Genomic DNA, 23,316 nt, shown 5'->3' on the forward strand with positions numbered 1-23,316 from the left:
GTTTTCTATATGGGTATTTTAATATATTGGTACCAATTTGTAAAGGAGGTACAAGATAATGAATCTGGAAAACAGTTATCTCTGACGACCTGGACTTTCATGCTTGGTGTCATGCGGTCATTGATGGAGCTGTTTTGAAAGGACGGAGCGAATTTTTCATTAGAAGTTGAAATGATTGTTTTTCAGACAGGAAAAGCGCAGCATGAAAAAAGGATCTTCCCTGCACCTATTGTGCGTGGAAAATCCTCTTTTGAAACTGAGTTCAAAGCAGTGTCTGCAGAAATGCCGCAGCAAGTCCGCCGGCAATCGGTCCTAAGACAGGAACCCATGCATAGCCCCAGTTGGCATCCCCCTTGTTTGGAACGGGGAGAATCGCATATGCAAGCCTTGGTGAAAAGTCGCGGGCCGGATTCATGGCAAATCCGGTGGTGCCGCCAAGGGCCTGGCCGACAACCATGATCAGCAGTCCGACAACCAGAGGCTTGAGCCCCTTTGTGAAGTCACCGAGATTGAGCAGACAGAAGACAAACGTAAATGTCGCAATCATTTCGCTCAGGAAATTGAAGAGCGGATTCCTGATTGCGGGTCCCGTTGCAAAGATACCGACACTGTTGCCGTCCTCACTGGATTTTGATGCCTGAAAATGCGGTGCATAGTGAATGATGACGATGACCGCACCGACAAAGGCACCGAGAAACTGTCCGGCAAGGTACGGAAGAACCGATTTTACCGGAAGGAATCCGAATGCTGCAAATCCCAGTGTAACGGCGGGATTGAGATGACCCTGCGAACCGAAGCTTCCTGCGACGTAAACGCCGAAGGTCACGGCTAAACCCCAGGCCAGACAGACAAAAGTCCAGTTGGATCCTCTGGCGTAGTTTCCCTTGAGGTTGACGCCTGCACAGCATCCGACGCCGAGAATGATCAGAACCATTGTCCCTAGAAACTCACCCGTAAATCCTGACATGATAACACCCCCAGATTATTTTATCTTCAATTCCTCAAGCTGTTTTTCAATATCCGGCAATGCAACACCTGCCTGAAGCAGTGTTGCGGCCGTGTAAGCACCTTCAACAAAGGCCGTGTCGTAAATGCGAACCTTTTTTGAAGTCATCTCGCCTGCTAATTCAAGATTCATTCTTGAACTGCCCAGATCATAGAATGCCAGAATCTCATCAGCTGCATTGTCTTCAAAAGCCTCAAGAATCTTTTCCATGCTCGTTCCGATGTCTCCGTCATCCGTTCCGCCGGCAGACGTGATTGAAACGTCTCCTGCGACCTGTTTCAGCAGTTTCGGCAGCCCCTGTGCAATTTCTTCAACGTGGGAAACAAGCGTCATTCCATATTTCATAGCGATTCCTCCGTTTCAAGAAGTGCTTCGAAGAGGTAGCCGCTTGAAACGGCGCCGGGATCGAGATGTCCGACTGACCGCTCGCCAAGATAGGAAGCACGTCCCTTTTTGGCCACCATGTCTCTGGTCGATTCCACGGCAGCTTCGACATCCTGACCTGTCAGAGATGAATCGGCAGCCTTTTTAATGACTTTATTCCATACGTCAACCATCGTCTTGTCGCCAGGCTGTGCTCCGCCACGCTTTTCGATGCCGGAAAGTGCCTTTTGCAGGAGTTCTCCGAGATCCTTTGTATCGTTGCCTGCCTTTGCCATTTCGAGAAATGCAGTGCCGTAAAGAGGTCCTGAAGCACCTCCGACCTTGCTGATCAAAGCCATGGCAGTCAGTTTCAGAATCTGAGGCACATCAGCATTTTCGTTTTTTTCAAGGCTTTCTTTAACTGCCTGAACGCCACGGGCCATGTTGTTTCCATGGTCGCCGTCTCCGATTGCAGAGTCAAGATCGCTGAGATAGTCCTTGTTGTTTTGAATCTTATCAGAAAAGCGACTGATCCATTCGCTGAGAAGTTCTCTTGTAAGTTCCATCAAAATCCATCCTTTCTACCATGCGATTGTTTCGACCTGGGCGTTCAGGGCATCGAGCCACTCAGCATCCTTCAGTTCGAAGAGTGTCAGGGAAATACCTGCCATGTCGAGTGATGTCATGAAGTTTCCGACCTTCGAGAAGACGGGAACAATTTCCTTTTCCTTCAGCAGGTCAAGCACGTCATGGCTGAAGATGTACTGCTCCATCAATGGAGTTGCCCCCATGCCGTTGACCAGCAGCGCATATTTTTTATCTTTGTCAAGTGAAAGCTTTTCGTCAAGCTTTTCCAGAAGTTCTGCCGCCAGCGCACGGGACGGCTGAATCTTTTCTCTGCGGTATCCTGGTTCACTGTGGATGCCGACACCGAATTCGATTTCGTCTTCTGCAAGCTCAAAGCCCGGTTTTCCGACTTCCGGGACGGTTGCAGCTGAAAGAGCGACTGCAATGGTCTTGATGTTCGGCAGGATTTCATGGGCCTTTTCGTCAATTTCATCAAGCGAGGCACCGTTTTGGGCATAGTACCCGAGAATCTTGTGCATGAAGATGGTTCCGGCAACGCCGCGTCTTCCCTGAGTATACAGACTGTCCTCAACGGCGATGTCATCATCGACGACGATTGACCTGACCTTGATGTCATCCATTTCGGCCATGTCCTTTGCCATGTCAAAATTCATTACGTCGCCGGAATAGTTCTTGACGACCATGAAGACGCCTGCCCCGTCGTCTGAAGCCTTGATGGCTTCATAAATCTGGTCTGGGGTAGGGGATGTGAAGACCTGACCGCAGACGGCCGCACTGAGCATCCCTTTTCCGACGAAACCGGCATGAGTCGGCTCGTGTCCGGAACCGCCGCCGCTGATGATGCCGACCTTTCCCTTCATGGATTCCTTGTCGTGCCTGACGACTGCTTCTGTTCCGGGAATCTGTTCGACAATCTGTGGATAAGTCCTGACCAGGCCGTCCACCATTTCGGGTACGCAGTCAGCAGGGTTGTTGATGATTTTCTTCATTTTCAATTACCTCCGATGAATGTTCTGATTTATCTGTCGCCTATATTCTAAAATGTTTGCGCTTGCAGATAAAGCGGACAGTTTTGTGGAATTGTCCGTGAATTTTCCGGCTGAAAAGGTATAATTGGGTTAGAGATGCTATTTTCTGAGAAGGTGACTGTCATGAAATTAACAAACGGAAAGAAAACGATGCTTGACGATCTTCAGGAAGGTATCAAAAGGGCGTATCCGTCACTTGAACACGTTGCAGGTACGCGCGGATTCATCAGACGCGGCTTCAAGGATGACATCGTGCCGCTGATTTCCGGCGGAGGGTCCGGGCATGATCCGGCGCACTGGGGATTTGTGGGTGACGGGATGCTGGCAGGGGCAGTTTCAGGCGAATTGTTCGTTCCGCCGAGCGCAGGGGACATTGTCGAAGTCACGAGGAAGCTGACGGGAAGAAAACGTGTTTTCTACATTGTGAAGAACTTTGAGAGAGATGTGGATGAATTCTGCAAGGCACGTCTTTTTTTGGAAAATGCAGGGTGGAAAGTCGGGATGGCGATTGTCAAGGACGATATATCGGTGGATACCGAATCGTTTGAAAAAAGGCGCAGAGGCGTCGCCGGCACTGTATTTTTTCACAAGATTCTTGGGGATTATGCGAGGAATGGCGCTTCTGTCGAAGAATTGCAAAAGGTTGCGGACGAACTTTCTGAAAATGTCAAAACGATCGGCGTGGCGTTTTCTGGAGACAATTTTTCGCTCGGAGAAGACGAAATCTTCTACGGCATCGGGATTCACGGCGAAGAAGGCTATCGCAGGGAGCGCTTTGAATCGTCCGAAAGACTTGCGCGCGAGCTGATTTCAAAACTCAGACTGAGTTTTGGCTTCAAGCCGCAGGACGCGTATGCCGTGCTTGTCAACTCGCTCGGCGGAGTGACGAAAATGGAGCAGCTTGTCTTCAGCAATGACGTTTGCGAGCTGCTTGAAGCCGAAGAAGTCAGCGTTGTCTTTGATAAAACGGGAACGTTTCTGACCTCTTTCGGATTAAGGGGAATTTCTCTGACGCTTCTCAGAATTGAAGATGAAAACTGGCTGAAGGCTTTGAAGGCTGAGGTTGATGCACCGGAATGGTAGCTTTTTCCGGATTCAGACACTTGTACTTCGACTTCTGACAAGTCAGCTGGAAATGCCAAATGAAAACTCCACCGCATAAATGGCTTGCGCAACCAGAAGTTCATAATCGACAGGCTCGTTGGAAAGCGTGTTGTGGATAATCGAATTGGAGATTCCAAGGCAGGTTATCCACATGCTTGCGCGGGCTTTTTTGTTTTTGTTCAGTTTTTTCCGGTCCATGATATGGGCCAGTAAAACCGCCAGATGAAGGGCGAAGAGGTCTGAGACGTCGACTTCATGCTGACTCAGGCACTCAAAATAGTATCTGCGGTTGGCATCGATCTCATAGATGAAAAGCTTCATGATGCTTTGCCACGGAAGATAATCGATGTTATTGTCGATGACTTCCTCCAAAGTATCGTTGACCTGCCAGCGCAGCAGGTCATATTTGTCCAGGAAGCAGTCGTAAAACGTCTGACGCCTGATGCTGGCAGCACGCATGATTGAGCTCACTGATACATGCTCGAAGCCGTTTTTTGACACTTGCTTTTTAAAAACGTTTGCAATCTTTTTTTGAACTACGTAACTCATGTTAAGCCCCCCTTGCAAGTACAGTTTAGCATATGTCTTGTTTGACGTGAAAAATGACGGCCTGACTGGACCAGCTGAACGGGATGAATCTTCATTGAAGACTGTAATTTACGGGTAAATCTCAAAAATCGGCATTTTGCCCGTAATCCCGTCCTGGCGCCCGGATTTAACGAAGATTCGCAGCACTGTATTTAAAAAAATAAGGTTTTCATGTCTCAGAATTGAAAGAATGCCGGACAAAATCAGTCGACTTGACCTCATTTGTCCGGCACTTCGTTTAATTCAATTGGGAAAAAGGAGCTTTTTCCCAGTCTCCAATGATTTTCATTATTTATCTTCTTCAACCGGAAGCGGACGGTTCAAGGTCGTCGTGCCGTCTGCCCGCTTGTTGACGAGTTCGGCCACGTCGATGCCGGTTGCATCCTTGATGAATGCCAGTGACTGGGCCAGGCCTTCGTTGGTCTGACCTGAAACTCCGGCAGCACCGTCGAAAACGGTCAGCTGATCGATGCTTGCGACTGCCTGTGCATATGATGCGGAAATTTCCGGCAGTTTATCGATGATTGCCATGGCAAGCGCGACCTGTCCGTTTTGTTCAAGCGCCTTGGCGATTGCTTCCTGTGCCTTGGCATTTGCCTGACCTTCGACCTGGATCTTGTCAGCGCTGGCCTGACCTTGTTCGCGAATCGAATAGGCGTTGGCATCCGTGCTGAGATTCTGTGCGTCCTTGTCAGCCTGAGCCTTGATGCGCAAGGCGTTGGCATCTGCCTCTGCCTTGATCTGGACGGCCTGTGCTTCAGCATTCTGCTGCGCGATTACGGTTGATTTCAACTCGTTTTCGCGAACGACGATTTCCTTTTCCTTAAGCGTCTGCTCCTGGATGGCTTTTTCGATTGCATAGGCCTGTTCCGCCTTGGCTTTTTCGGTTTGAACCTGGGCATCATTTTGAGCAATTGCCACGTCCGTTTCCTTGGTCTTGTCTGAAATGTAGCGTTTGGACTGCAGCTGTGCCTCCTGAGCTTCCTGCTGGTTTTTGACTTCGACAAGCTGAGCTTCCTTTTCGGCCTCGGCTTTGGCCTGGCGCGCATAGGAACGCTTATCTGCGATTTCCTTGGCGCTCAGGGATTCGTAATAGCCGTTCTTGTCGCTGATTTTTGTAATTTGAAGCGCCGTGATTTCAAGTCCGAGATTGGCAAAGGTCTCCTCGATGCTCTGTCTGACTTGATTCTGGAATTCGGCCCGATCATTTGCCTGTTTCGGTGTCAGTCCTGACAAGACTTCGCGAACGCCGCCGCGGACAACTTCGATCATCTGACTTTGCCGTTCCTCTTCGCTCAATCCGAGCGTCTTTTCAGCAGCCTTGGCGATCAGTTCCGGCGTCGAGCCGACGCGGAGCAGGGCGTTGGCAGAAGCATCGACCGGAACCGCATCGATTGTCATGATGTCTTCGACCGAAACGTCGACGTTGAACGTGTCGAGCGTTTGGAATTCGGCCTGCTGAATGAACGGAATGACAAAGGCGCCCCCGCCCTTGACGACTTTGACGCGCGTATGGGTCTCGGGATCTTCAATCAGGTAAGGTCCCTTTTTTCCGAGACATCCGCCGGTGATGATCAGAACCTCGTTCGGACTTGCCTTCTTATACGAAGCGATCAGAATCGCAAGAATGATGATGATGACAACGATGGTCAGACCACCGGACAACAACGTATTTAAAAAATCAGAGATAATCATTTTTTCTCCGCCCCTTCCTTTTTGGTAGTTTAATGTTAGCATAAATTTTATGTTAAATACAGTACTCATTTTTTGCAGATTTTTGTGAATTTTGCACAATTGGCATGTTCCTGATCAAAATTTCCTTACGATTACAATCAATATAAATAACATTTAAAAATGCTTATATAATCTAAGTTATCGGGATTATGACATGGATTGGCGATAAAAAAATTGTAAAAAGTTGCCGAAACGACTTGAAATCGCTCTCATAAAGATATATTATAATTAGTGAAGTTTTTCACATTGTGAAGATTTCGCATGCATGCTGAAAGTGTAACCAGTGATTTTTTGGGAGGTATTATAAATGGAAAAAGAAGCTACGAAGCCAAAGAAAAAAGTTTTGACTGAAGAAGAAAAAGCAGCACGAATGGAAGCTGCTCGCAAGTATACTGATACCCTCGTTGATAAAGCTGTTGCTGCGGAAAAGGAATATGCGCATTTTACGCAGGAACAAGTTGACAAAATCGTTGCTGCAGCGGCACTGGCTGGCTCTGAGGCAGCTTTGATGCTTGCACATGAAGCAGTTGAGGAAACGAATCGAGGCGTTGTCGAAGACAAGGACACCAAGAATCGTTTTGCGACTGAAAACATCTATAACGCAATCAAGGATGAAAAAACCGTCGGAATCATCGCTGAAGACAAGATTAAAGGCGAGGTTCAGATTGCCGCACCGCTCGGCGTTTTAGCCGGAATCGTCCCGACGACGAATCCGACGTCGACGGCAATGTTCAAATCGCTGATGGCACTTAAGACGAGAAATGCGATCGTCTTTGCCTTCCATCCACAGGCTCAGAAATGTTCCGTTCATGCTGCACAGATTGTTTATGAAGCAGCGGTTGAGGCGGGAGCTCCGAAAAACATCATTCAATGGGTCGAAACACCTTCAATTGAAAATACGACGGCGCTGATTCAAAACAGAAAGATTGCATCGATTCTTGCAACGGGCGGTCCCGGAATGGTCAATGCCGCACTCAGGTCCGGCAATCCGTCGATGGGCGTTGGTGCCGGCAACGGTGCAGTCTTCGTTGACCATACGGCACATCTTGATCGTGCGGTTGAAGACCTGCTCTTGTCCAAGCGCTTTGACAACGGGATGATCTGCGCAACCGAAAATTCGGTCGTCATCGAAGCACCCGTTTACAGGGAATGGATGAAGAAAATGGAAGAAAAGGGAGCATACCTGCTTCCTAAGAAAGACTACGACAAGCTGGCCGATTTCGTCTTCAATGACAGGCACGGCGTCAACGGACCGGTTGCCGGCAAGCCTGCTCGCTGGATTGCCGAAAATGCCGGCATCGATTTGCCCGAAGACAAGGACGTCATCATGTTTGAGCTCGATCCGAAGAACATCGGCGAAAAGCTTTCATCAGAAAAGCTTTCCCCGCTCCTTTCGGTTTACAAGGCAAAGGACAGGGAAGACGGCATCAAGATCGTTGCCGCATTGCTTGATTACCAAGGTGCCGGCCACAATGCGGCCATTCAGATCGGGTCTCAGGCAGATCCGTTCCTGAACGAATTTGCCGACAAGACAAAGGCTGCTCGCATCCTGGTAAATCAACCGGATTCAATCGGCGGTATCGGCGACATCTATACGGATGCCTTACGCCCGTCCCTGACGCTTGGAACCGGATCATGGGGGAAGAATTCATTGTCACACAACTTATCAACTTCAGACCTGTTGAACGTCAAGACGGTTGCAAAACGTCGCAATCGTCCTCAATGGGTTCGTTTGCCAGAAAAAATCTACTACGAAAAGAATGCCTTGTCATACTTGACGGACGAAACGGAACAGATTGACCGCGCAATGATCGTTGCCGATCCGGGAATGGTTAAATTCGGTTTCGTCGACAAGGTTTATGATGAACTTGAAGCACGTGAAAATCCGGTAAAGACATCCCTTTACGGAACTGTTCACCCTGATCCGACGCTGGGACAGACAATGGAAATCGCACGCCAGATGGAAGAATTCCAACCGGATACGGTCATTGCCATCGGCGGCGGTTCCGCAATGGATGCTGCCAAGATTGCGCGCTACATCTATGAATACTCGCTTGAACAGGAACCCGGTTTCCTTGAAAGCTACGAAAAAGTCAGCGAACTGTTCACGCGTCTGCAACAGAAGTTCGTTGATATCCGCAAGAGAATCGTCAAGTTCCATCACGGTACGCACACGAAGCTCTTCTGCATCCCGACAACTTCGGGTACAGGTTCCGAAGTTACTCCGTATGCGGTTATTACGGATGACAACACGCATGTTAAATATCCGTTGACCGACTACGAAATGACACCTCAGGTTGCAATTGTCGACCCTGAATTTGTCATGACCGTGCCGAAGAGAACCGTTGCATGGTCCGGACTCGATACGCTGTCACATGCGCTTGAATCGTACGTTTCCGTAATGGCTTCGGACTTCACGCGCCCATGGTCTCTTCAGGCAATCAAGCTCGTGTTTGAGAACCTTGAAAAGTCCTACAACTATGATCCTGAGAATCCTACGCTTGAAGGCGAAACTGCTCGCGAAAACATGCACTATGCTGCTACTCTTGGGGGCATGGCCTTCGCAAATGCCTTCCTTGGCATCAATCACTCTCTTGCTCACAAGACGGGCGGCGAATTCGGGCTTCCTCACGGCCTTGCGATTTCGATTGCGATGCAGCACGTGATTCGTTTCAACGGCGCATCCGGCAAGGTCAAGAGAACACCGTTCCCACGCTATGAAGTTTACCGTGCTCAAAAGGATTATGCGGACATTGCGCGTGCTCTCGGGCTGAAGGGCAGAACCGATGCCGATCTGGTCGAAGCATTGTGCAGCAGGATTGAAGAACTGATGAAGGCCGTTGACGTAAATCCTAAGCTCTCGGCAAACGGCGTTACGAAAGAAGCCTTTGACGGTGCCCTGGACAAATTGTGCGATTTGGTTTACAACGATCAATGCACGACGGCAAACCCTCGCCAGCCAAGTCTGGAAGAGATTCGCCAGTTGTTGATTGATCAGTTCTAAAGGTGATTTCCATATAAATACTTCCTTGAAAGGACCGGGTTCAGCCCGGTCCTTTTTTACGTGCTGCGTTATGGAAAATAAAACGTGATTAACCGTTTTCTTCGCGATGAGAGTGCAATTTTTGAAGATGTTATGAAAACTGTTGCAAGTCTCGGAGTTATGGTATATAATTGGTCTATACCAATATGAACGCAACAGTTTTCGAGGAGGAATTCAAAATGAAAGTCATTATTGTTAAAAATGCAGCAGAAGGCGGAAAGAAAGCATTTGAAATTTTTAAGGAAAAGCTTGACGAAGGAGCAACCGTTTTTGGCCTGGCAACTGGTGGCACGCCTGAAACGACTTATCATGAATTATGCGACAGCGACCTCGATTTTTCGAACTGCATTTCAATAAACCTTGACGAATACGTCGGCTTATCGGCTGATAATCCGCAAAGCTACCATTATTACATGAAAAAGCATCTGTTTGAAAAGAAACCGTTCGCTCATTCATATCTTCCTGACGGACAAAATGATGATGCAAAAGCCGAATGCGAACGCTACAGCAAGATTATCGCCGAGCATCCGGTTGATCTGCAGTTGCTCGGAATCGGCCGCAACGGACATATCGGCTTCAATGAACCTGGTTCCGCCTTTGACGGAAAGACACAGAAGATCCACTTGACGGAATCGACAATTGAGGCAAACGCGCGCTACTTCGAAAATGAAAATGACGTTCCAAAGTATGCGTATTCGATGGGAATCGGCGAAATCATGCAGGCAAAGACAGTCTTGCTCGAAGCATACGGCAAGGACAAGGCGGATGCAATCAGGAAGATGGTTGAAGAGGAACCGACCGAAGAAGTTCCCGCAAGCGTCCTGCAGAATCACGCTGATGCAATTGTCATTGTGGATGAAGAGGCGGCAAGCTTGTTAAAGTAAAGGTGTGAGAAGCAGCGGTTATGAGCCGTAAGCTAAGCTTCTGTCTGACGCAGGCGAGCTTGCCTCGTCCAGGAAGACAGTGCTTAGCTCCAGGCGAATGCTGCTTCGAACCTGATTAAGAAAAGGTGTGAAGACCAGCCGCCCAACAAGGCGGTAGATAAGGAGGGGCGCGAGTGATCAGCGCAAGCGCAGTCGCGACGCGGCACGAACTTATCATGAGCCTTGTTGCTGGTCTGAACCCGATTATGAAGGTGTGGAGCCGAACGGTCATGAGTCCGATTATGTAACATGTGGAGCCGAACGCCACAACTGAACAATGATTTTAAATCCGTGCCAGTGATGGCACGTTTTTTTTCATTATAGAATCCGCATTTTGTCAAATGCAGTGCCTTGACTGAATTTTTCGGCTGTCCGGGACGCACATCAAGGCGGGATTACGGGCAAAACGGCAATTTTGAGAATTTGCCCGTAAATTTCGAGCCACGGTTACGGTCAAAAAGCCGTTTTTGGAATTTGCCCGTAAACTTCAGAAATGCCGCAGTGATTTTGCCGAATTCAAGAAGCCGGTTGCTGCCGATGCTCTGGATTTCGCCAAAATAATGCTGCGTTGAAGAATTCAGTACGCATAGTACTTATCATAAGCACATTTAAGGAAATAACGCGGCGACAGAAGGAGAAACATGTTCCATCACAACTATTGGTCTATACCTGTACCAATTTTGATATTTTTGTTGACATCATTCTAGAGAAGCGGTATATTATACATGCTGATTGGGTTCCTGGAAAAGATAATGGAATATACCAATTGAAAATGATAACAACCAATCTAAAGAAAAAGACAAAAGGATGGAAACTTAAAATGTGTGGAATTGTTGGAATCACAGGCAAGGACAATGCGGTTGAAATTTTGATCAACGGCCTGGAAAAACTTGAATATCGCGGTTATGATTCGGCGGGCATCTACGTAAACAACGGAAACGGGAATGATTTTCTCGTTAAGGTCAAGGGACGCATTGCCGATTTAAAGGACAAGGTGACTGCTGACGTAAAAGGAACTGCCGGAATCGGACACACGCGCTGGGCTACGCACGGAATTCCGAGCGAAGCGAATGCGCATCCTCACTTTTCGGAAAACGGCCGCTTCTATCTCGTCCACAACGGCGTTATCGGCAATTTTAAGGAATTAAGGGAAAAGTATCTGTCAGACGTGCATTTTGCAAGCGAAACTGATACCGAGGTCATCGTCCAGCTGGTTGAACATTTTTCAAACGAAGGACTTGAGACGAAGGAGGCTTTCAAGAAGACGATCAGCGTGCTTGACGAGTCTTCTTCATATGCATTCCTGCTGATGGACCGGGAAGACCCTGAAACCTTATATGTCGCAAAATCAAAGAGTCCGCTGCTGATCGGCGTGGGTGACGGATTCAATGCGGTTTGTTCCGATTCGATGGCGATGCTCAGGGAAACGCACGAATTCATCGAGCTGACGGACGGAGACGTTGTCGTCGTCAAGCCGGACAGCATCGAAATTGAGGACAAGGACGGAAAAAGGATTGAACGCAAGCCGTTTTATGTCGATCAGGATGCAAGTGCTTCTGAAAAGGGTGCTTACGAGCATTACATGCTGAAGGAAATCGATGAACAGCCGGCCGTCATGCGTAAGCTCGTAACGGAATATTTCGATGAAGACGGCAATATCAAAATTGATGCCGGCCTGCTGAAGTCAATCGAAGCAAGCGACCGCATCTACATCGTTGCTGCAGGTACGAGCTATCACGCAGGACTTGTCGGTCGCGAACTGTTCGAAAAGCTGGCCGGGATTCCGACTGAAGTGCATGTTTCATCGGAGTTCGGCTACAATATGCCGCTTCTTTCCGAAAAGCCGTTCTTCATCTATCTGTCGCAAAGCGGCGAAACTGCCGACAGTCGTCAGGTTCTTGTCCAGACGAATGAACTGGGTTATCCGAGCCTGACGATCACGAACGTTCCGAACTCAACCTTGTCGCGCGAAGCAAGCTATACGCTGCTTTTGCATGCCGGCCCGGAAATTGCCGTTGCCTCGACAAAGGCATATACGGCCCAGATTGCAGTTGAGGCAATTCTGGCCAGAAAACTGGGTGAAGAACGCGGAATTGATGCCGCCAGGGATTTTGACATTCATCTGGAACTTGCCAAAGTTGCAAACGCGATGCAGACGATGGTTGACGAAAAGCATGAAATCGAAGAACTGGCTGAAGAAAATCTCAAGACGACGCGCAATGCATTTTACATCGGACGTTCAATCGACTATGATACGGCTATCGAAGCTGCGCTCAAGCTCAAGGAAGTTTCCTATGTCCAGACTGAAGGATTCGCATCCGGCGAACTTAAACACGGCACGATTGCCCTGATTGAGGAAGGTACTCCGGTAATTGCAATCATTACTGACGAAAAAACCGCAGCGCACACGAGAAGCAACGTTCAGGAAGTGATTGCCCGCGGTGCAAACGTCATCACGATTGTGTCTCAATCGCTGTCAAATGCAGGAGATCAAATCGTATTGCCGGATGTTCATCCGCTGCTGACACCGCTGGTTTCGATCGTGCCGGCGCAGCTGCTTGCATACTATACGAGCAGACAGCGCGGATATGACGTCGACAAGCCGCGCAACCTTGCAAAGAGCGTGACGGTAGAGTAAAAACGTTTTTCCAAAATATCCGTTGCTTTAACGAATTTCCAAATAATAAAAAGAGCGTTTTTTCCGAATTGCTGATTCGGAGAAGACGCTCTTTTTCATTATTTCAAATAAGAAACCGGCTTTTTGACCTCGACTTTCGTATGATCGAACTTTTTGCCGACGTATTCTTGAATTTCTTTTGAATGGAAGAGTTTGACGATTTTTTTGTATTCCTTGTTATTTTCGTTCTTTTTGGCCGTTGCGATGATATTGATGTTGTAGCGCGTGTTTTTGTTGATTGTTTCGTGATAGATGGAGTCCTTCAAGACGTTCAGACCGCCGTCAAAGGCAACGGAATTGGAAATGATGACGGCGTCAACGGAATTCAGGATGCGAGGTCCGGTCGTGTCATCGATCTGCTTGAAATGGTACTTGTGCGGATTTTCCGTAATATCGCTGACGGTGCCCGTTGCATAGTTGAAATTTGACTTGAGCCTGATCAGACCGGCTGATTGAAGCAGGAGCAAGCCGCGCGCAGCCTGCGAAGGATTGTCGGCAATCGCGATTGTTGCGCCGTCCGGAATCTGGGATGGCTTGTTGTATTTTTTAGAATAAAGACCCATCGGCTCGTAGTAGGTCGTGCCAAGAGCAACCAGCTTGGTGCCTTTGTGCTGGCGGTTGTACGTGTCCATATACGACCATGACTGGAAAGCGTTGACGTCGAGCGATCCTTGCGACGTTGCATCGTTCAACTGAACGCCATTGGTAATGTTTTTGACTTTTAAATGCAGGTTGAGCTTCTTTGCGGCATTGCTTTTAGCAATGTGTTTCCAAACCTGATAGTCGGTATTGGTCGATCCGACGACGATCGTCTTTGAATCGTTGGTATCAGCTGATTTTCCGTTTGACAAGCCGAAAACGAGCAGCAAAATGACTGCGGCGCTTGCGGCAATTCCGAGAAATGTCCTGGTTTCAAGCTTGAATTCGTTATGATTTTCGACAAGCCTGACCAGAACGTCACCGATGATCTGGACGAAAAAGACCATGACCAGGATAACGAGCGTTGCCGCAAGCGTAATGTCGTTCTCGTAGCGTGCGTAACCGATGCTGATGGCAATGTCTCCGAGGCCGCCGGAGCCGATGGCACCCGCCATTGTGGTCAGTCCGATCAGGCTGATGACGGTGATCGTCGAGGTCCTGATGATTTCTGCGAGACCTTCGCGCAGGTAGACGCGGAAGATGATCTCAAGCGGACTGGAACCGACCGACTCGGCAGCTTCGATGACGCCGCGGTCAACGGTCAGAAGAGCAGTCTGAATCTGGCGGGCATAGAACGGAAAAATTCCGAAGACCAGGGGCACGATTGCTGCAGTCGTGCCGACTGAAGTTCCGACGATCAGAATCGTCAAGGGCGAGATGACCGCAAGCAGGATGATGAACGGGACGGAACGCAGGAGATTGACGAGCTTGTCGATGATGCTGTAGAGCGGCTTGTTTTCTGCGATTCCGCCTTCTTCCGTGATTACCAGCAGAATTCCGGTCGCAAGACCTAGAATCCCCGCGAAAAATGCAGAGACGAGAGTCATGTAGATGGTTTGCCAGATTGCCTCGATGAATTCGGCTTTCATGTCAACGACGTTTGGAAATAGTGTTTGGAACATTTTAGTCACCTCATTTCAGAATTTTTGTTTCGACGCCGGAATTCGTTAAGATCGAAACGGCATGTTCGATGGCATCTTTCTGGCCTGAAACTGCTAAGAGCGTATAGCCGAGGTCGACGCCTGCGACAACGTCCATGTTTGCAAACAGAATGCTGACGTCAACGCCCGTTTCCTTTGAGATGCGGGAAATGACGCCGTCTTCGGTGCTGTCTCCGGCAAATTTCAGGTAAAGCAGGTGCTTGGTTTCGCTCCAGTCGTTAAAACGTTTGAGGATTCGCTCGATGGCGGTATCGACATTTGTTGAGCTTTCGATGAAGTCCTTTGAAAGAGCGGTCCCTGGATGAATGAAGACCTCGGAAACAGGACCTGATTCAATGATTCTGCCTGAGTCCATCACGGCCACGTTCCTGCAGATTGACTTGACGACCTGCATCTCGTGGGTGATCAGGACAATCGTGATGCCGAGTTCTCGATTGACTTTTTGAAGAAGTTCCAGAATCGAGCCGGTGGTTTTGGGATCAAGCGCACTTGTTGCTTCGTCTGAAATCAGGACTTCCGGATCGTTTGAGAGAGCTCTGGCAATTGCGACACGCTGCTTCTGGCCGCCGGACAGGCGGTCGGGGTAGACGTTCCCGTAGCCTGACAGTTCAACCAGTTCAAGCAGTCTTTCAGCTTTTCTGCGGCGTTCCGCCTTGCTCAGACTGGTTGAAAGAAGCGGGTATTCGATGTTGCCGAGCACAGTTCTTGAATTCATCAGATTGAAATGTTGAAAGATCATGCCGATTTTCTTGCGTTCTGCTCTCAGTTCCCTGCTGCTCAGGGAAACCAGATCCGAACCATTGACGAAGACCTTGCCGGAAGTCGGACGCTGCAGGAGATTGATGACCCTGACCAAAGTGCTTTTGCCGGCTCCGGAATAACCGATAATGCCGTAGATGTCGCCTTTTTCTATTTCAAGCGAGACGTCTTTGACGGCTTCGACTTCTTTTTCCTTCGTCTTGAAAGTAACGTTGATATTTTCTAATTTTATGGCTGGCATATGTACTCACCTGTCCTTTCAAATAAAAAACGTCCCCGGGGGACATTGCCCCAGGGACGTTTTCACGTGTTACCACCCTGTTTTGTCGTGACTTCGCAATCACAACCTTGACGGGTACTCCGCTGACGAATGCAGAAGACCCGAGCGCTTTATCGGGCGCTGACCGTGACCGGCTTGCCTTGAGACTCACCGTTCAAACAGCTCCGAGACCATCTTCGAAAGAAGCATTTCTGCCGTTTTCCACCACCCAACGGCTCTCTGTAAGAACGCATCTGACTACTCATCTCTTCATCGCTTCTCATTTATTATGAGTAAATGTTAATTCATTGCTAATTTTTTGTCAACGGTTTTTTTCCGCTTTTTCCCATCCGTCCATTGTCACTTTCAGATAGTAAGTTGAAAGCAGGAGCATCAGGAAGCGTGCGAGCAGTTCGCCCATCCAGAAGACGTTGGTCGAAAGGAAGGAGAGTCTGATTAAGGCGAATGTCAGGAGAATTCGCAGAAAAAGTTCGCCGACGTTGCAGCAGAGGTATTTTTTCATTTGTACGGTTGCACGCAGCAGACCTTCGTTTTGAAATTTAAAAATGCTTGCAACCTGGATGAACAGGAATGCCAAAAGGTATGTCGAAAAAAACGCGAGCGCCTTTGGATGCCTTGAAACATCAAAGAAGATTGCGGCAATGTATCTTGGAAAGAAGACAAAGACAACTGCCTGCAAGACGCAATACCAAAGGCCGATTCTGCTGCACTCGCGGTAGACCTTTTTGAATCCTGAAAACTGCCCGGCCGAAATGAGCTGGGCACCGTAAACGGTCAGGGTTTGTGCCAGTCCGACCAGGACGATTCTGAAGAAGTTCATGATGCGAAGAATTGCGACGTATCCGATGATGACCTCTCTTCCGAACGGATTGACGAAACTTTGAATGAGCACGCCCCCGAAAGTTACGACAAACTGCTGGAAAGTCGTCGGCAAGGCGATATGAAGAACGTTTTTGATTTGTGCCGCGTTGAAAATTCTGCCGCTGCATTTTGCAAAATGAAATTTGTCTTCCAAAAGCCTGAGAGTCAAGATTGCACCGATAAGCTGGGCCAAAACGGTGCCCATGGCTGATCCGGCCACTCCGAGCCTGAGTCCGACGATAAAGAATAAATTGAAGACAAGATTTAAAACCGTCGTCGTCAGCATCAGATAAAAGCTTTTTTTAGTATCTTCTGCTGCAGTCAGGATTGCGCGGCCGCCGTCATAGACGTGAATCAGGAAAAGTCCGGCCAGGTAGATTCTGCCGTAAACCAGGGCGTAATGCATCAGGTTGTCCGGGACGCTGATCAGATGAAAGACATAGGGCAGGCAGAAGATGCCCGAAACGGCAACGACTATGCCGCATAAACCGTCAAAGACCAGCACGGTCCGTGTCGTCTGTGCCAGGGCATCACGGTTCTTCTGCCCGATCAGCTGGGAAACGATGATTTCAACGGCCATCTCAAGGCCGCCGGAAATAGCCAGGAAAACCATGATGACGTTGGCGGCATTTCCGACTGCAGCCAGTTCGTCTGCGCCCAAAAACCGGCCGATCACGGCCATGTCGATGACGCTGTAAAGCTGCGCAACAAGCATGCTCAGCGTAATCGGCAGGGCAAACAGGCGGATTTTGGCCTTGATTTCAGTTGTTGTCAATTCTTGTGTCATTTCAATCCCCCTAAAAAAAGACTATAATGTCTTTATAAAGTATCACCTAAGGGGACAGTCAAGATGGAATTAACCGAAATCAATACCGGCGACTTCGCCAGACTATGTCACGTCACAAAAAAAACGCTTTATTTTTATGATGAAATCGGTCTCTTGAAGCCGGTTCGAGTTGCCGAAAACGGCTATCGCTTCTATGACGTCATGCAGTGCGACAGGATGGCGACGATTAAGATGCTCCAGGAACTGGGGGCATCGCTTGATGAGATCCGGAGTTTTTTCAGAAAGGACGTGCTTGCTGAACAGGCGGAGTTCATGCAGGAAAAACGCCTGGATTTGGATGAAAAAATGAAACTGTTGGAAGAACGGAAATATGAACTTGATTTTCTGATCAGGCGCATGAACGAATTCATGAAAATCGGCTCAGGGACGGTCTTTTTTGAAACGGCCGATGCGAAAAGGTACGGGATCGTGGATCAGAAACTGAAAAAGCATTTCGTCGTCAACTCGATTGAGTTCGGGATGCAGTACGGAGTCATAATTGATGAAGAAAAGCTTGAGCCTGCAGCAATCTTTTATCGCGACGATGACGGTGAATTCATAAAGGAAGCGGGCGAGTACGTCTGTATGTTTCAAACGCTGGAAAACGGGCGGATGCTCGAAAATCTGGCTGAAACTGCGGCAATCTTTCAAAAGTGCGGAGGCTCCGGCTTTATTTATCATGAAGATTATGCCAACACGATTCCGGAAGCAAACGGGAAACACGTAATCAAACTTTCGCAAAGGAGGGTGCAGGCCGACTGATTTTGTCCTGCATCAGGCAAGGTGTGGAGCCGAGCGCTCATGAGCCCGTAAATGGCAGCCCCTGGTTACGGTCAAAGCACACATTTAACGTTGCATACACAAACAAAGTCCTGGATGAAATTGCAGTTAACTGCAAATCATCCGGGACTTTTGTCAGAGACATAGTTTTTTCCAAGCTTCGTTGTAAACTTAAGGCGAATTTTTTCAAAAGCCTCTTCCTTATTGCAATTCCGTTGTGACAATTGCCTCTTCTACAGGTGCTTCGGTCTTATCCGCGCTCTTTGGATCAATGTTGCAGGCAACTGATGCGATTACGAAATAAAGCGCAGCCCATCCCCACATGTTGCTGATCAGAAACATTGCAAAAAGAATCCACAAGAACCATGTTAAACCTGTCAGCCAAATCTCAGCAAATTTCATCCGTTCTCAAACCCCCAGATAATTATATTGTCATTTTATCACATTTTTGAAGAAATCAGGAATATTTTTGTGATTTTTTTGAACTAAAGGTGATATAAAATGAACGGTTTGTAGCAGGCTCAGGAATCATTATAATCAGAATCAGCCAAAATGAAATTCAGATTCAAGAAAAGCGAAAGTTCAGGCAAAAAAATGCCCCTTCCCACAAAAGCCGGATTCAAGACTTTGAAGGAAAGGGGCATAACGGCAAAAGCCATCGATATTTTTTGTCTGATTGACGATGAGCGTCAATCAGATCATTTAACGTCTTCAGTCATGTTTTTCTTCGCTGTTGCCAGCATCAGGCGGATGCGGTTGAGCTGGTTGACAAATGACAGACTCGGGTCGTAGTCAACCAGGGCAATGTTTGCCATCGGGTACTTGGAACGGAGCTCCTTGACGACGCCCTTTCCGACAACGTGGTTCGGCAGGCATCCGAACGGCTGCATGCAGACGATGTTGTTGACGCCGTTTTGCAGGCTTTCGACCATTTCGCCGGTAAGGAACCAGCCTTCACCGGTTTGATTTCCCAGACTTAAAATATCCTGGGCACCATCTGCGATTTGTTCGATGGCTTCGATGCCGTCGAAGCGCTCTGAATTCTTCAGCGCCTCATTCATCGGCTTTTCGCAAAGGCGGATCATCTTGATGGCCAGTTCGGCCAGGACCTTGCTCTTCTTTGATCCGCCAAGATGATCGTGCTTGTAAATCTGGTTGTAAAGCGAGTAGTTCATGAATCCTACGATGTCCGGACAAACGACTTCTGCGCCTTCGTTTTCAAGCACGCGAACGATATTGTTGTTTGCAATCGGCGAATATTTGACAAGAATTTCGCCGACGATGGCAACGCGCGGCTTCTTTTCATCGGTCAACGGAATGTTGTCGAAGTCTTCGACGATTTTCGAAACGTTGCGCCTGAATTCGTGGAAACTGCCGTTCTTGACGTTGGACTGAATCTTATCAAGCCATTCCCTGTGAAGGGCATCAACTGCGCCTTCTTCCGTTTCATAAGGCCTCGTGCGGTATACGACGCGCTCGAACAGGTCACCGTAAAGGAAGGCCAGGGCAACGCGCTTGACAAGCGGAGGCGTCAGTTTGAAGCCCGGTGACTTTTCGGTGCCCTTGGCGTTAAGCGACATCGAGATGACCGGAACCTGCGGGAAACCGGCATCCCTGAGGGCCTTTCTGATCAGAGGAATGTAGTTCGTTGCGCGACATCCGCCGCCTGTCTGGGTCATCATGACGGAAACGTTGTCGAGATCGTATTTGCCGCTCTTCAGGGCTTCGATCATCTGACCGATCGTGATGATTGCAGGGTAGCACGCATCATTGTTGACGTATTTGATGCCTTCGTCAACCGAGTGCTGCCTTTCAACAGGCAGGTTGACGACGTTGTAGCCGGATGCCCTCAAGGCAACGTCAACCAGATTTGACTGGTGAATCGGCGAAAGCATCGGCATCAGCAGGGTATGCTTTTTGCGCATGTCCTTCGTGAACTGCTTCGGTGGCTCAGGATCGTAGAGCTTTTCCGGAACGATGTGGCGTTCGTCGCGTTCCAGAACGGCCGCCTTGAGCGAACGGATGCGGATGCGGATTGCGCCGATGTTCGTTCCTTCGTCAATCTTGAGCACGGTGTACAGGCGATTGTAGCGTGAAAGAATTTCCTCGACTTGGTCGGTCGTAATGGCATCGATGCCGCAGCCAAACGAATTAAGCTGAACAAATTCCAGTTCAGGGATCTTTGCGGCAACCCTTGCAGCCGCAAACAGGCGTGAGTGATAGGTCCACTGGTTGACGACGCGCAGTCCTTCGACGTTTCCCATATGCGAAATGCTGTCTTCGGTCAGGACATTGAACCCTTCAGCACAGATGATCTGAGAAATTCCGCGGTTGATCTGGGGATCGAGGTGGTACGGACGTCCGGCCAGGACAACCCCGTGCTGACCGTTTTGACGCATCATCATCAACGTGTCTTCACCGCGGTTCTGGATCCAGCGTTTAAAGCTGTCCATTTCCTTGAATCCAGCGCTCAATGCATCGTCGACTTCCTTTTGCGTCACGCCGAAGTCCTTGAACGTTTCGTAGAGATTCCTTGCGGTTGATGAAAAATCTGCCAGATTCAGGAACGGGTTCCTGTAATCGACCTGACCGTTGCGGATTTCGTCGACGTTCATGCGGATGACATCAGGATAGGACTGGACGATCGGGCAGTTGAAGTGATTGTTGGCAGCCTTTGCTTCCTGACGTTCATAAACGACACAAGGATAGAAAATGGTCTTGAAACCGTGGTCAATCAACCATTGAATGTGGCCGTGAACCATTTTGGCAGGATAGCATGCCGTATCCGACGGAATCGTTTCAATCCCTGATTCATACATCTCTTCTGACGAACGGGTTGAAATTTCGGCTCTGATGCCGAGTTCCTTGAAGAACGTTGCCCAGAGCGGATAATTTTCATACATGTTGAGCACGCGCGGAATTCCGATCGTGCCGCGCGTTGCGAGCTTCTTTCTCAAAGGACGGTACGAGAAGAGCTTATGATATTTTTCCTTGACGAGATTGACGCGCTGATCTTTTGGAGCAAGTTTGATCCGCAGGCCCTTTTCGCAGCGGTTTCCCGTAATGAAGCTGCGACCGTCATTGAAGTGTGTGATGGTCAGGAGACAGTTGTTTTCGCAGCGTCCGCAGTGTTCAAACGTCTTGTCGCAAGTAAGGCCCGCCATTTCCTCAGTTGTCATGATTGTTGAAACGTCGCCTGCTTTTGCGTGTTCTTCAGCAATCAGAGCAGCACCGTAAGCGCCCATCAGGCCGGCGATGTTTGGTCTGATGACGTTTTGACCGCTGAGCTTTTCAAATGAGCGCAGAACGGCCTCGTTGTAGAACGTTCCGCCCTGGCAGACGATGTGCTGGCCGAGGTCTTCGGCAGAGTGAGCCTTGATGACCTTGAACAGGGCATTTTTGATGACGGACATTGAAAGTCCGGCAGAGATGTCGCCGACAGAAGCTCCTTCCTTCTGGGCCTGCTTGACGCGCGACTGCATGAAGACGGTGCAGCGGGAGCCGAGGTCGGCCGGATTTTCAGCGAGCAGGGCTGCTTTGGCGAAGTCCTTGACGTCATATTGAAGCGATTGAGCGAACGTTTCGATAAAGGAACCGCATCCGGATGAGCAGGCTTCGTTCAATTGAATCGTTGAAAGCGCACCGTTTTTAACGTGCATGGCTTTCATGTCCTGTCCGCCGATGTCCAAAATGAAATCGACGTCCGGCTGGAAGTAGTGCGCAGCCTTATAGTGTGCGACTGTTTCGACTTCTCCGAGATCGGCCTTCAAGGCGCTTTTGATCAGATGTTCACCGTATCCGGTCGTGCATGCCTTGGCAATCGTGACGTTTTCCGGCAGATGCCTGTACATTTCCGTCAGGATGTCAATCGTCTTCTGAAGCGGATCACCGTCATTGTTGCCGTACCACGTGTAAAGAATCTTCTTGTCTTCGCTCATCAGGACGATCTTGGTCGTCGTCGATCCGGCATCGATTCCCAGATAAGCGTTGCCGCAGTATGTTTCAAGCGGGCGGAAGTCGACTTTGGCCTTGGCATGGCGATCGCGGAATTCCTTCAGCTCTTCTTCGCTGTTAAAGAGCGGATCGAGCGATTTTGTCGGTTGAAGCGCCGAACCGATGTTAGCAAGCGAATCAAGCAGGCTGGCGATGGTCGTCGGTTCCTCTTCGCCAGCGTAAAATGCAGCGCCCTTGGCCACGAAGAGCTGCGGATTTTCAGGAAAGATGACGTTTTCTTCTTTAAGATGCAGCGTCTCGATGAACCTTTGACGCAGTTCGCTCATGAAGTAAAGCGGGCCTCCCAGGAAAGCAACGTTGCCCTGAATCTTATGGCCGGATGCAAGACCTGCGATTGTCTGGTTGACGACAGCCTGGAAAATCGAAGCAGCAAGGTCTTCTTGACGTGCGCCATCGTTGATCAGCGGCTGAATGTCAGTTTTGGCAAAAACACCGCAGCGTGAAGCAATCGGGTAAATATGCGTATATCCCTTTGCCAGCTCGTTCAGACCGTTGGCGTCAGTTTTCAGCAGACTTGCCATCTGGTCGATGAAGGCTCCGGTCCCGCCGGCGCACGATCCGTTCATTTTCTGTTCAAGCGATGCGCCGAAAAACGTGATTTTGGCATCTTCACCTCCAAGTTCGATGGCAACGTCTGTCTGCGGACAGATGACTTCGACCGTCTTGGTGCAGGCGATGACTTCCTGGATGAATCTGAGGTTCAAGACGTCGGCCAGGCCCATGCCGCCTGAACCGGTAATCGTAAATGAAACCGGCGTATCCAGGCCAACAGCTTCTGCTGCTTCTCGCAAGACCTTTTCACTTGCTTTCTTGACGTCAGAGAAGTGGCGCTGATAGGTCTGATAGACGGAATCATTGTTTTCATCCATGATAACGACCTTGACGGTTGTCGAACCAACGTCAATGCCGCCTCGTAATGATTTTGGCTCCATAAAAAACAATCTCCTTGATAAAATTCCGAAATAAACAAGCAGTGTTGAATATACAACACTTGTTGATTATACTAAACATAATCAATTCTATAGCAAATCGAATGAAATTCAATGCTCAAAATCGGCAACAATGTATTTTAAGCAACATATCGCAAAGATATGTTGCTGAT

At 48.9% G+C, this 23,316-nt stretch carries 16 protein-coding genes and 1 pseudogene; 5 read left to right on the top strand and 12 right to left on the bottom strand.

The annotated features are described in order from the left end of the window. Window positions 1-262: 262 nt before the first annotated feature. From V7Z60_RS01310 to dhaK, 4 genes are read right to left on the bottom strand one after another with little or no spacing between them, the layout of a single operon-like run. Complete coding sequence (locus V7Z60_RS01310) at window positions 263-967, bottom strand: MIP/aquaporin family protein (protein ID WP_334115722.1); 705 nt, start codon at window positions 965-967, stop codon at window positions 263-265. 15 nt (window positions 968-982) lie between these two features. After that, window positions 983-1,351: a dihydroxyacetone kinase phosphoryl donor subunit DhaM gene (gene dhaM, locus V7Z60_RS01315; RefSeq protein WP_334115723.1), complete on the bottom strand. Its 369-nt coding sequence runs from the start codon at window positions 1,349-1,351 to the stop codon at window positions 983-985. Then, complete coding sequence (dhaL, locus tag V7Z60_RS01320) at window positions 1,348-1,935, bottom strand: dihydroxyacetone kinase subunit DhaL (protein ID WP_334115724.1); 588 nt, start codon at window positions 1,933-1,935, stop codon at window positions 1,348-1,350. Before dhaL ends, dhaM begins: the two co-directional genes overlap by 4 nt. A gap of 15 nt (window positions 1,936-1,950) precedes the next feature. Beyond that, window positions 1,951-2,946, bottom strand: a complete 996-nt coding sequence (dhaK, locus tag V7Z60_RS01325) for a dihydroxyacetone kinase subunit DhaK (protein WP_334115725.1) — start codon at window positions 2,944-2,946, stop codon at window positions 1,951-1,953. A 162-nt stretch (window positions 2,947-3,108) separates the two neighbouring features. Here dhaK and V7Z60_RS01330 point away from each other — a divergent pair, with 162 nt between their 5' ends. Continuing rightward, complete coding sequence (locus V7Z60_RS01330) at window positions 3,109-4,068, top strand: dihydroxyacetone kinase subunit DhaK (RefSeq protein ID WP_334115726.1); 960 nt, start codon at window positions 3,109-3,111, stop codon at window positions 4,066-4,068. A 42-nt stretch (window positions 4,069-4,110) separates the two neighbouring features. On the opposite strand, the gene dhaS is transcribed toward V7Z60_RS01330, so the two are convergent. Continuing rightward, window positions 4,111-4,638: a dihydroxyacetone kinase transcriptional activator DhaS gene (dhaS, locus tag V7Z60_RS01335; protein WP_334115727.1), complete on the bottom strand. Its 528-nt coding sequence runs from the start codon at window positions 4,636-4,638 to the stop codon at window positions 4,111-4,113. Window positions 4,639-4,965: 327 nt separating this feature from the next. Then, on the bottom strand, window positions 4,966-6,372 hold the full coding sequence (locus V7Z60_RS01340) for a flotillin family protein (RefSeq protein WP_334115728.1): 1,407 nt from the start codon (window positions 6,370-6,372) through the stop codon (window positions 4,966-4,968). A gap of 346 nt (window positions 6,373-6,718) precedes the next feature. On the opposite strand from V7Z60_RS01340, the gene adhE reads away from it, so the two are divergent. From adhE to glmS, 3 genes are all read left to right on the top strand, one after another. Then, window positions 6,719-9,415 carry a bifunctional acetaldehyde-CoA/alcohol dehydrogenase gene (gene adhE, locus V7Z60_RS01345; protein WP_334115729.1) on the top strand — a complete coding sequence of 899 codons (2,697 nt, stop codon included), beginning with the start codon at window positions 6,719-6,721 and terminating at the stop codon, window positions 9,413-9,415. Window positions 9,416-9,633: 218 nt separating this feature from the next. Beyond that, complete coding sequence (nagB, locus tag V7Z60_RS01350) at window positions 9,634-10,338, top strand: glucosamine-6-phosphate deaminase (protein WP_334115730.1); 705 nt, start codon at window positions 9,634-9,636, stop codon at window positions 10,336-10,338. Between the two features lie 859 nt (window positions 10,339-11,197). Beyond that, window positions 11,198-13,015: a glutamine--fructose-6-phosphate transaminase (isomerizing) gene (gene glmS / locus V7Z60_RS01355; protein ID WP_334115731.1), complete on the top strand. Its 1,818-nt coding sequence runs from the start codon at window positions 11,198-11,200 to the stop codon at window positions 13,013-13,015. Window positions 13,016-13,113: 98 nt separating this feature from the next. On the opposite strand, the gene V7Z60_RS01360 is transcribed toward glmS, so the two are convergent. From V7Z60_RS01360 to V7Z60_RS01375, 4 genes and pseudogenes are all read right to left on the bottom strand, one after another. After that, on the bottom strand, window positions 13,114-13,947 hold the full coding sequence (locus V7Z60_RS01360) for a MetQ/NlpA family ABC transporter substrate-binding protein (RefSeq protein WP_442918881.1): 834 nt from the start codon (window positions 13,945-13,947) through the stop codon (window positions 13,114-13,116). A 36-nt stretch (window positions 13,948-13,983) separates the two neighbouring features. Beyond that, window positions 13,984-14,655 (bottom strand): annotated as a pseudogene (locus V7Z60_RS01365) (methionine ABC transporter permease); the annotation flags it as partial. Window positions 14,656-14,665: 10 nt separating this feature from the next. Next, entirely contained in the window at window positions 14,666-15,694 is a 1,029-nt protein-coding gene (locus tag V7Z60_RS01370; RefSeq protein ID WP_334115732.1) for a methionine ABC transporter ATP-binding protein, read from the bottom strand. 340 nt (window positions 15,695-16,034) lie between these two features. Next, on the bottom strand, window positions 16,035-17,381 hold the full coding sequence (locus tag V7Z60_RS01375; RefSeq protein WP_334115734.1) for an MATE family efflux transporter: 1,347 nt from the start codon (window positions 17,379-17,381) through the stop codon (window positions 16,035-16,037). 63 nt (window positions 17,382-17,444) lie between these two features. Here V7Z60_RS01375 and V7Z60_RS01380 point away from each other — a divergent pair, with 63 nt between their 5' ends. Beyond that, the gene (locus V7Z60_RS01380; RefSeq protein WP_334115735.1) at window positions 17,445-18,182 is read left to right on the top strand and encodes a MerR family transcriptional regulator; all 738 of its coding nucleotides are present in this window, start codon (window positions 17,445-17,447) and stop codon (window positions 18,180-18,182) included. Window positions 18,183-18,401: 219 nt separating this feature from the next. On the opposite strand, the gene V7Z60_RS01385 is transcribed toward V7Z60_RS01380, so the two are convergent. Then, window positions 18,402-18,602 (bottom strand): hypothetical protein, encoded by a 201-nt coding sequence (locus tag V7Z60_RS01385; RefSeq protein WP_334115736.1) that lies wholly within the window; start codon window positions 18,600-18,602, stop codon window positions 18,402-18,404. Window positions 18,603-18,898: 296 nt separating this feature from the next. Then, the gene (locus V7Z60_RS01390) at window positions 18,899-23,146 is read right to left on the bottom strand and encodes an acyl-CoA dehydratase activase-related protein (RefSeq protein WP_334115738.1); all 4,248 of its coding nucleotides are present in this window, start codon (window positions 23,144-23,146) and stop codon (window positions 18,899-18,901) included. Window positions 23,147-23,316 lie beyond the last annotated feature (170 nt).

The organism is Ligilactobacillus sp., assembly GCF_036846325.1.
Taxonomy (GTDB): domain Bacteria; phylum Bacillota; class Bacilli; order Lactobacillales; family Lactobacillaceae; genus Ligilactobacillus.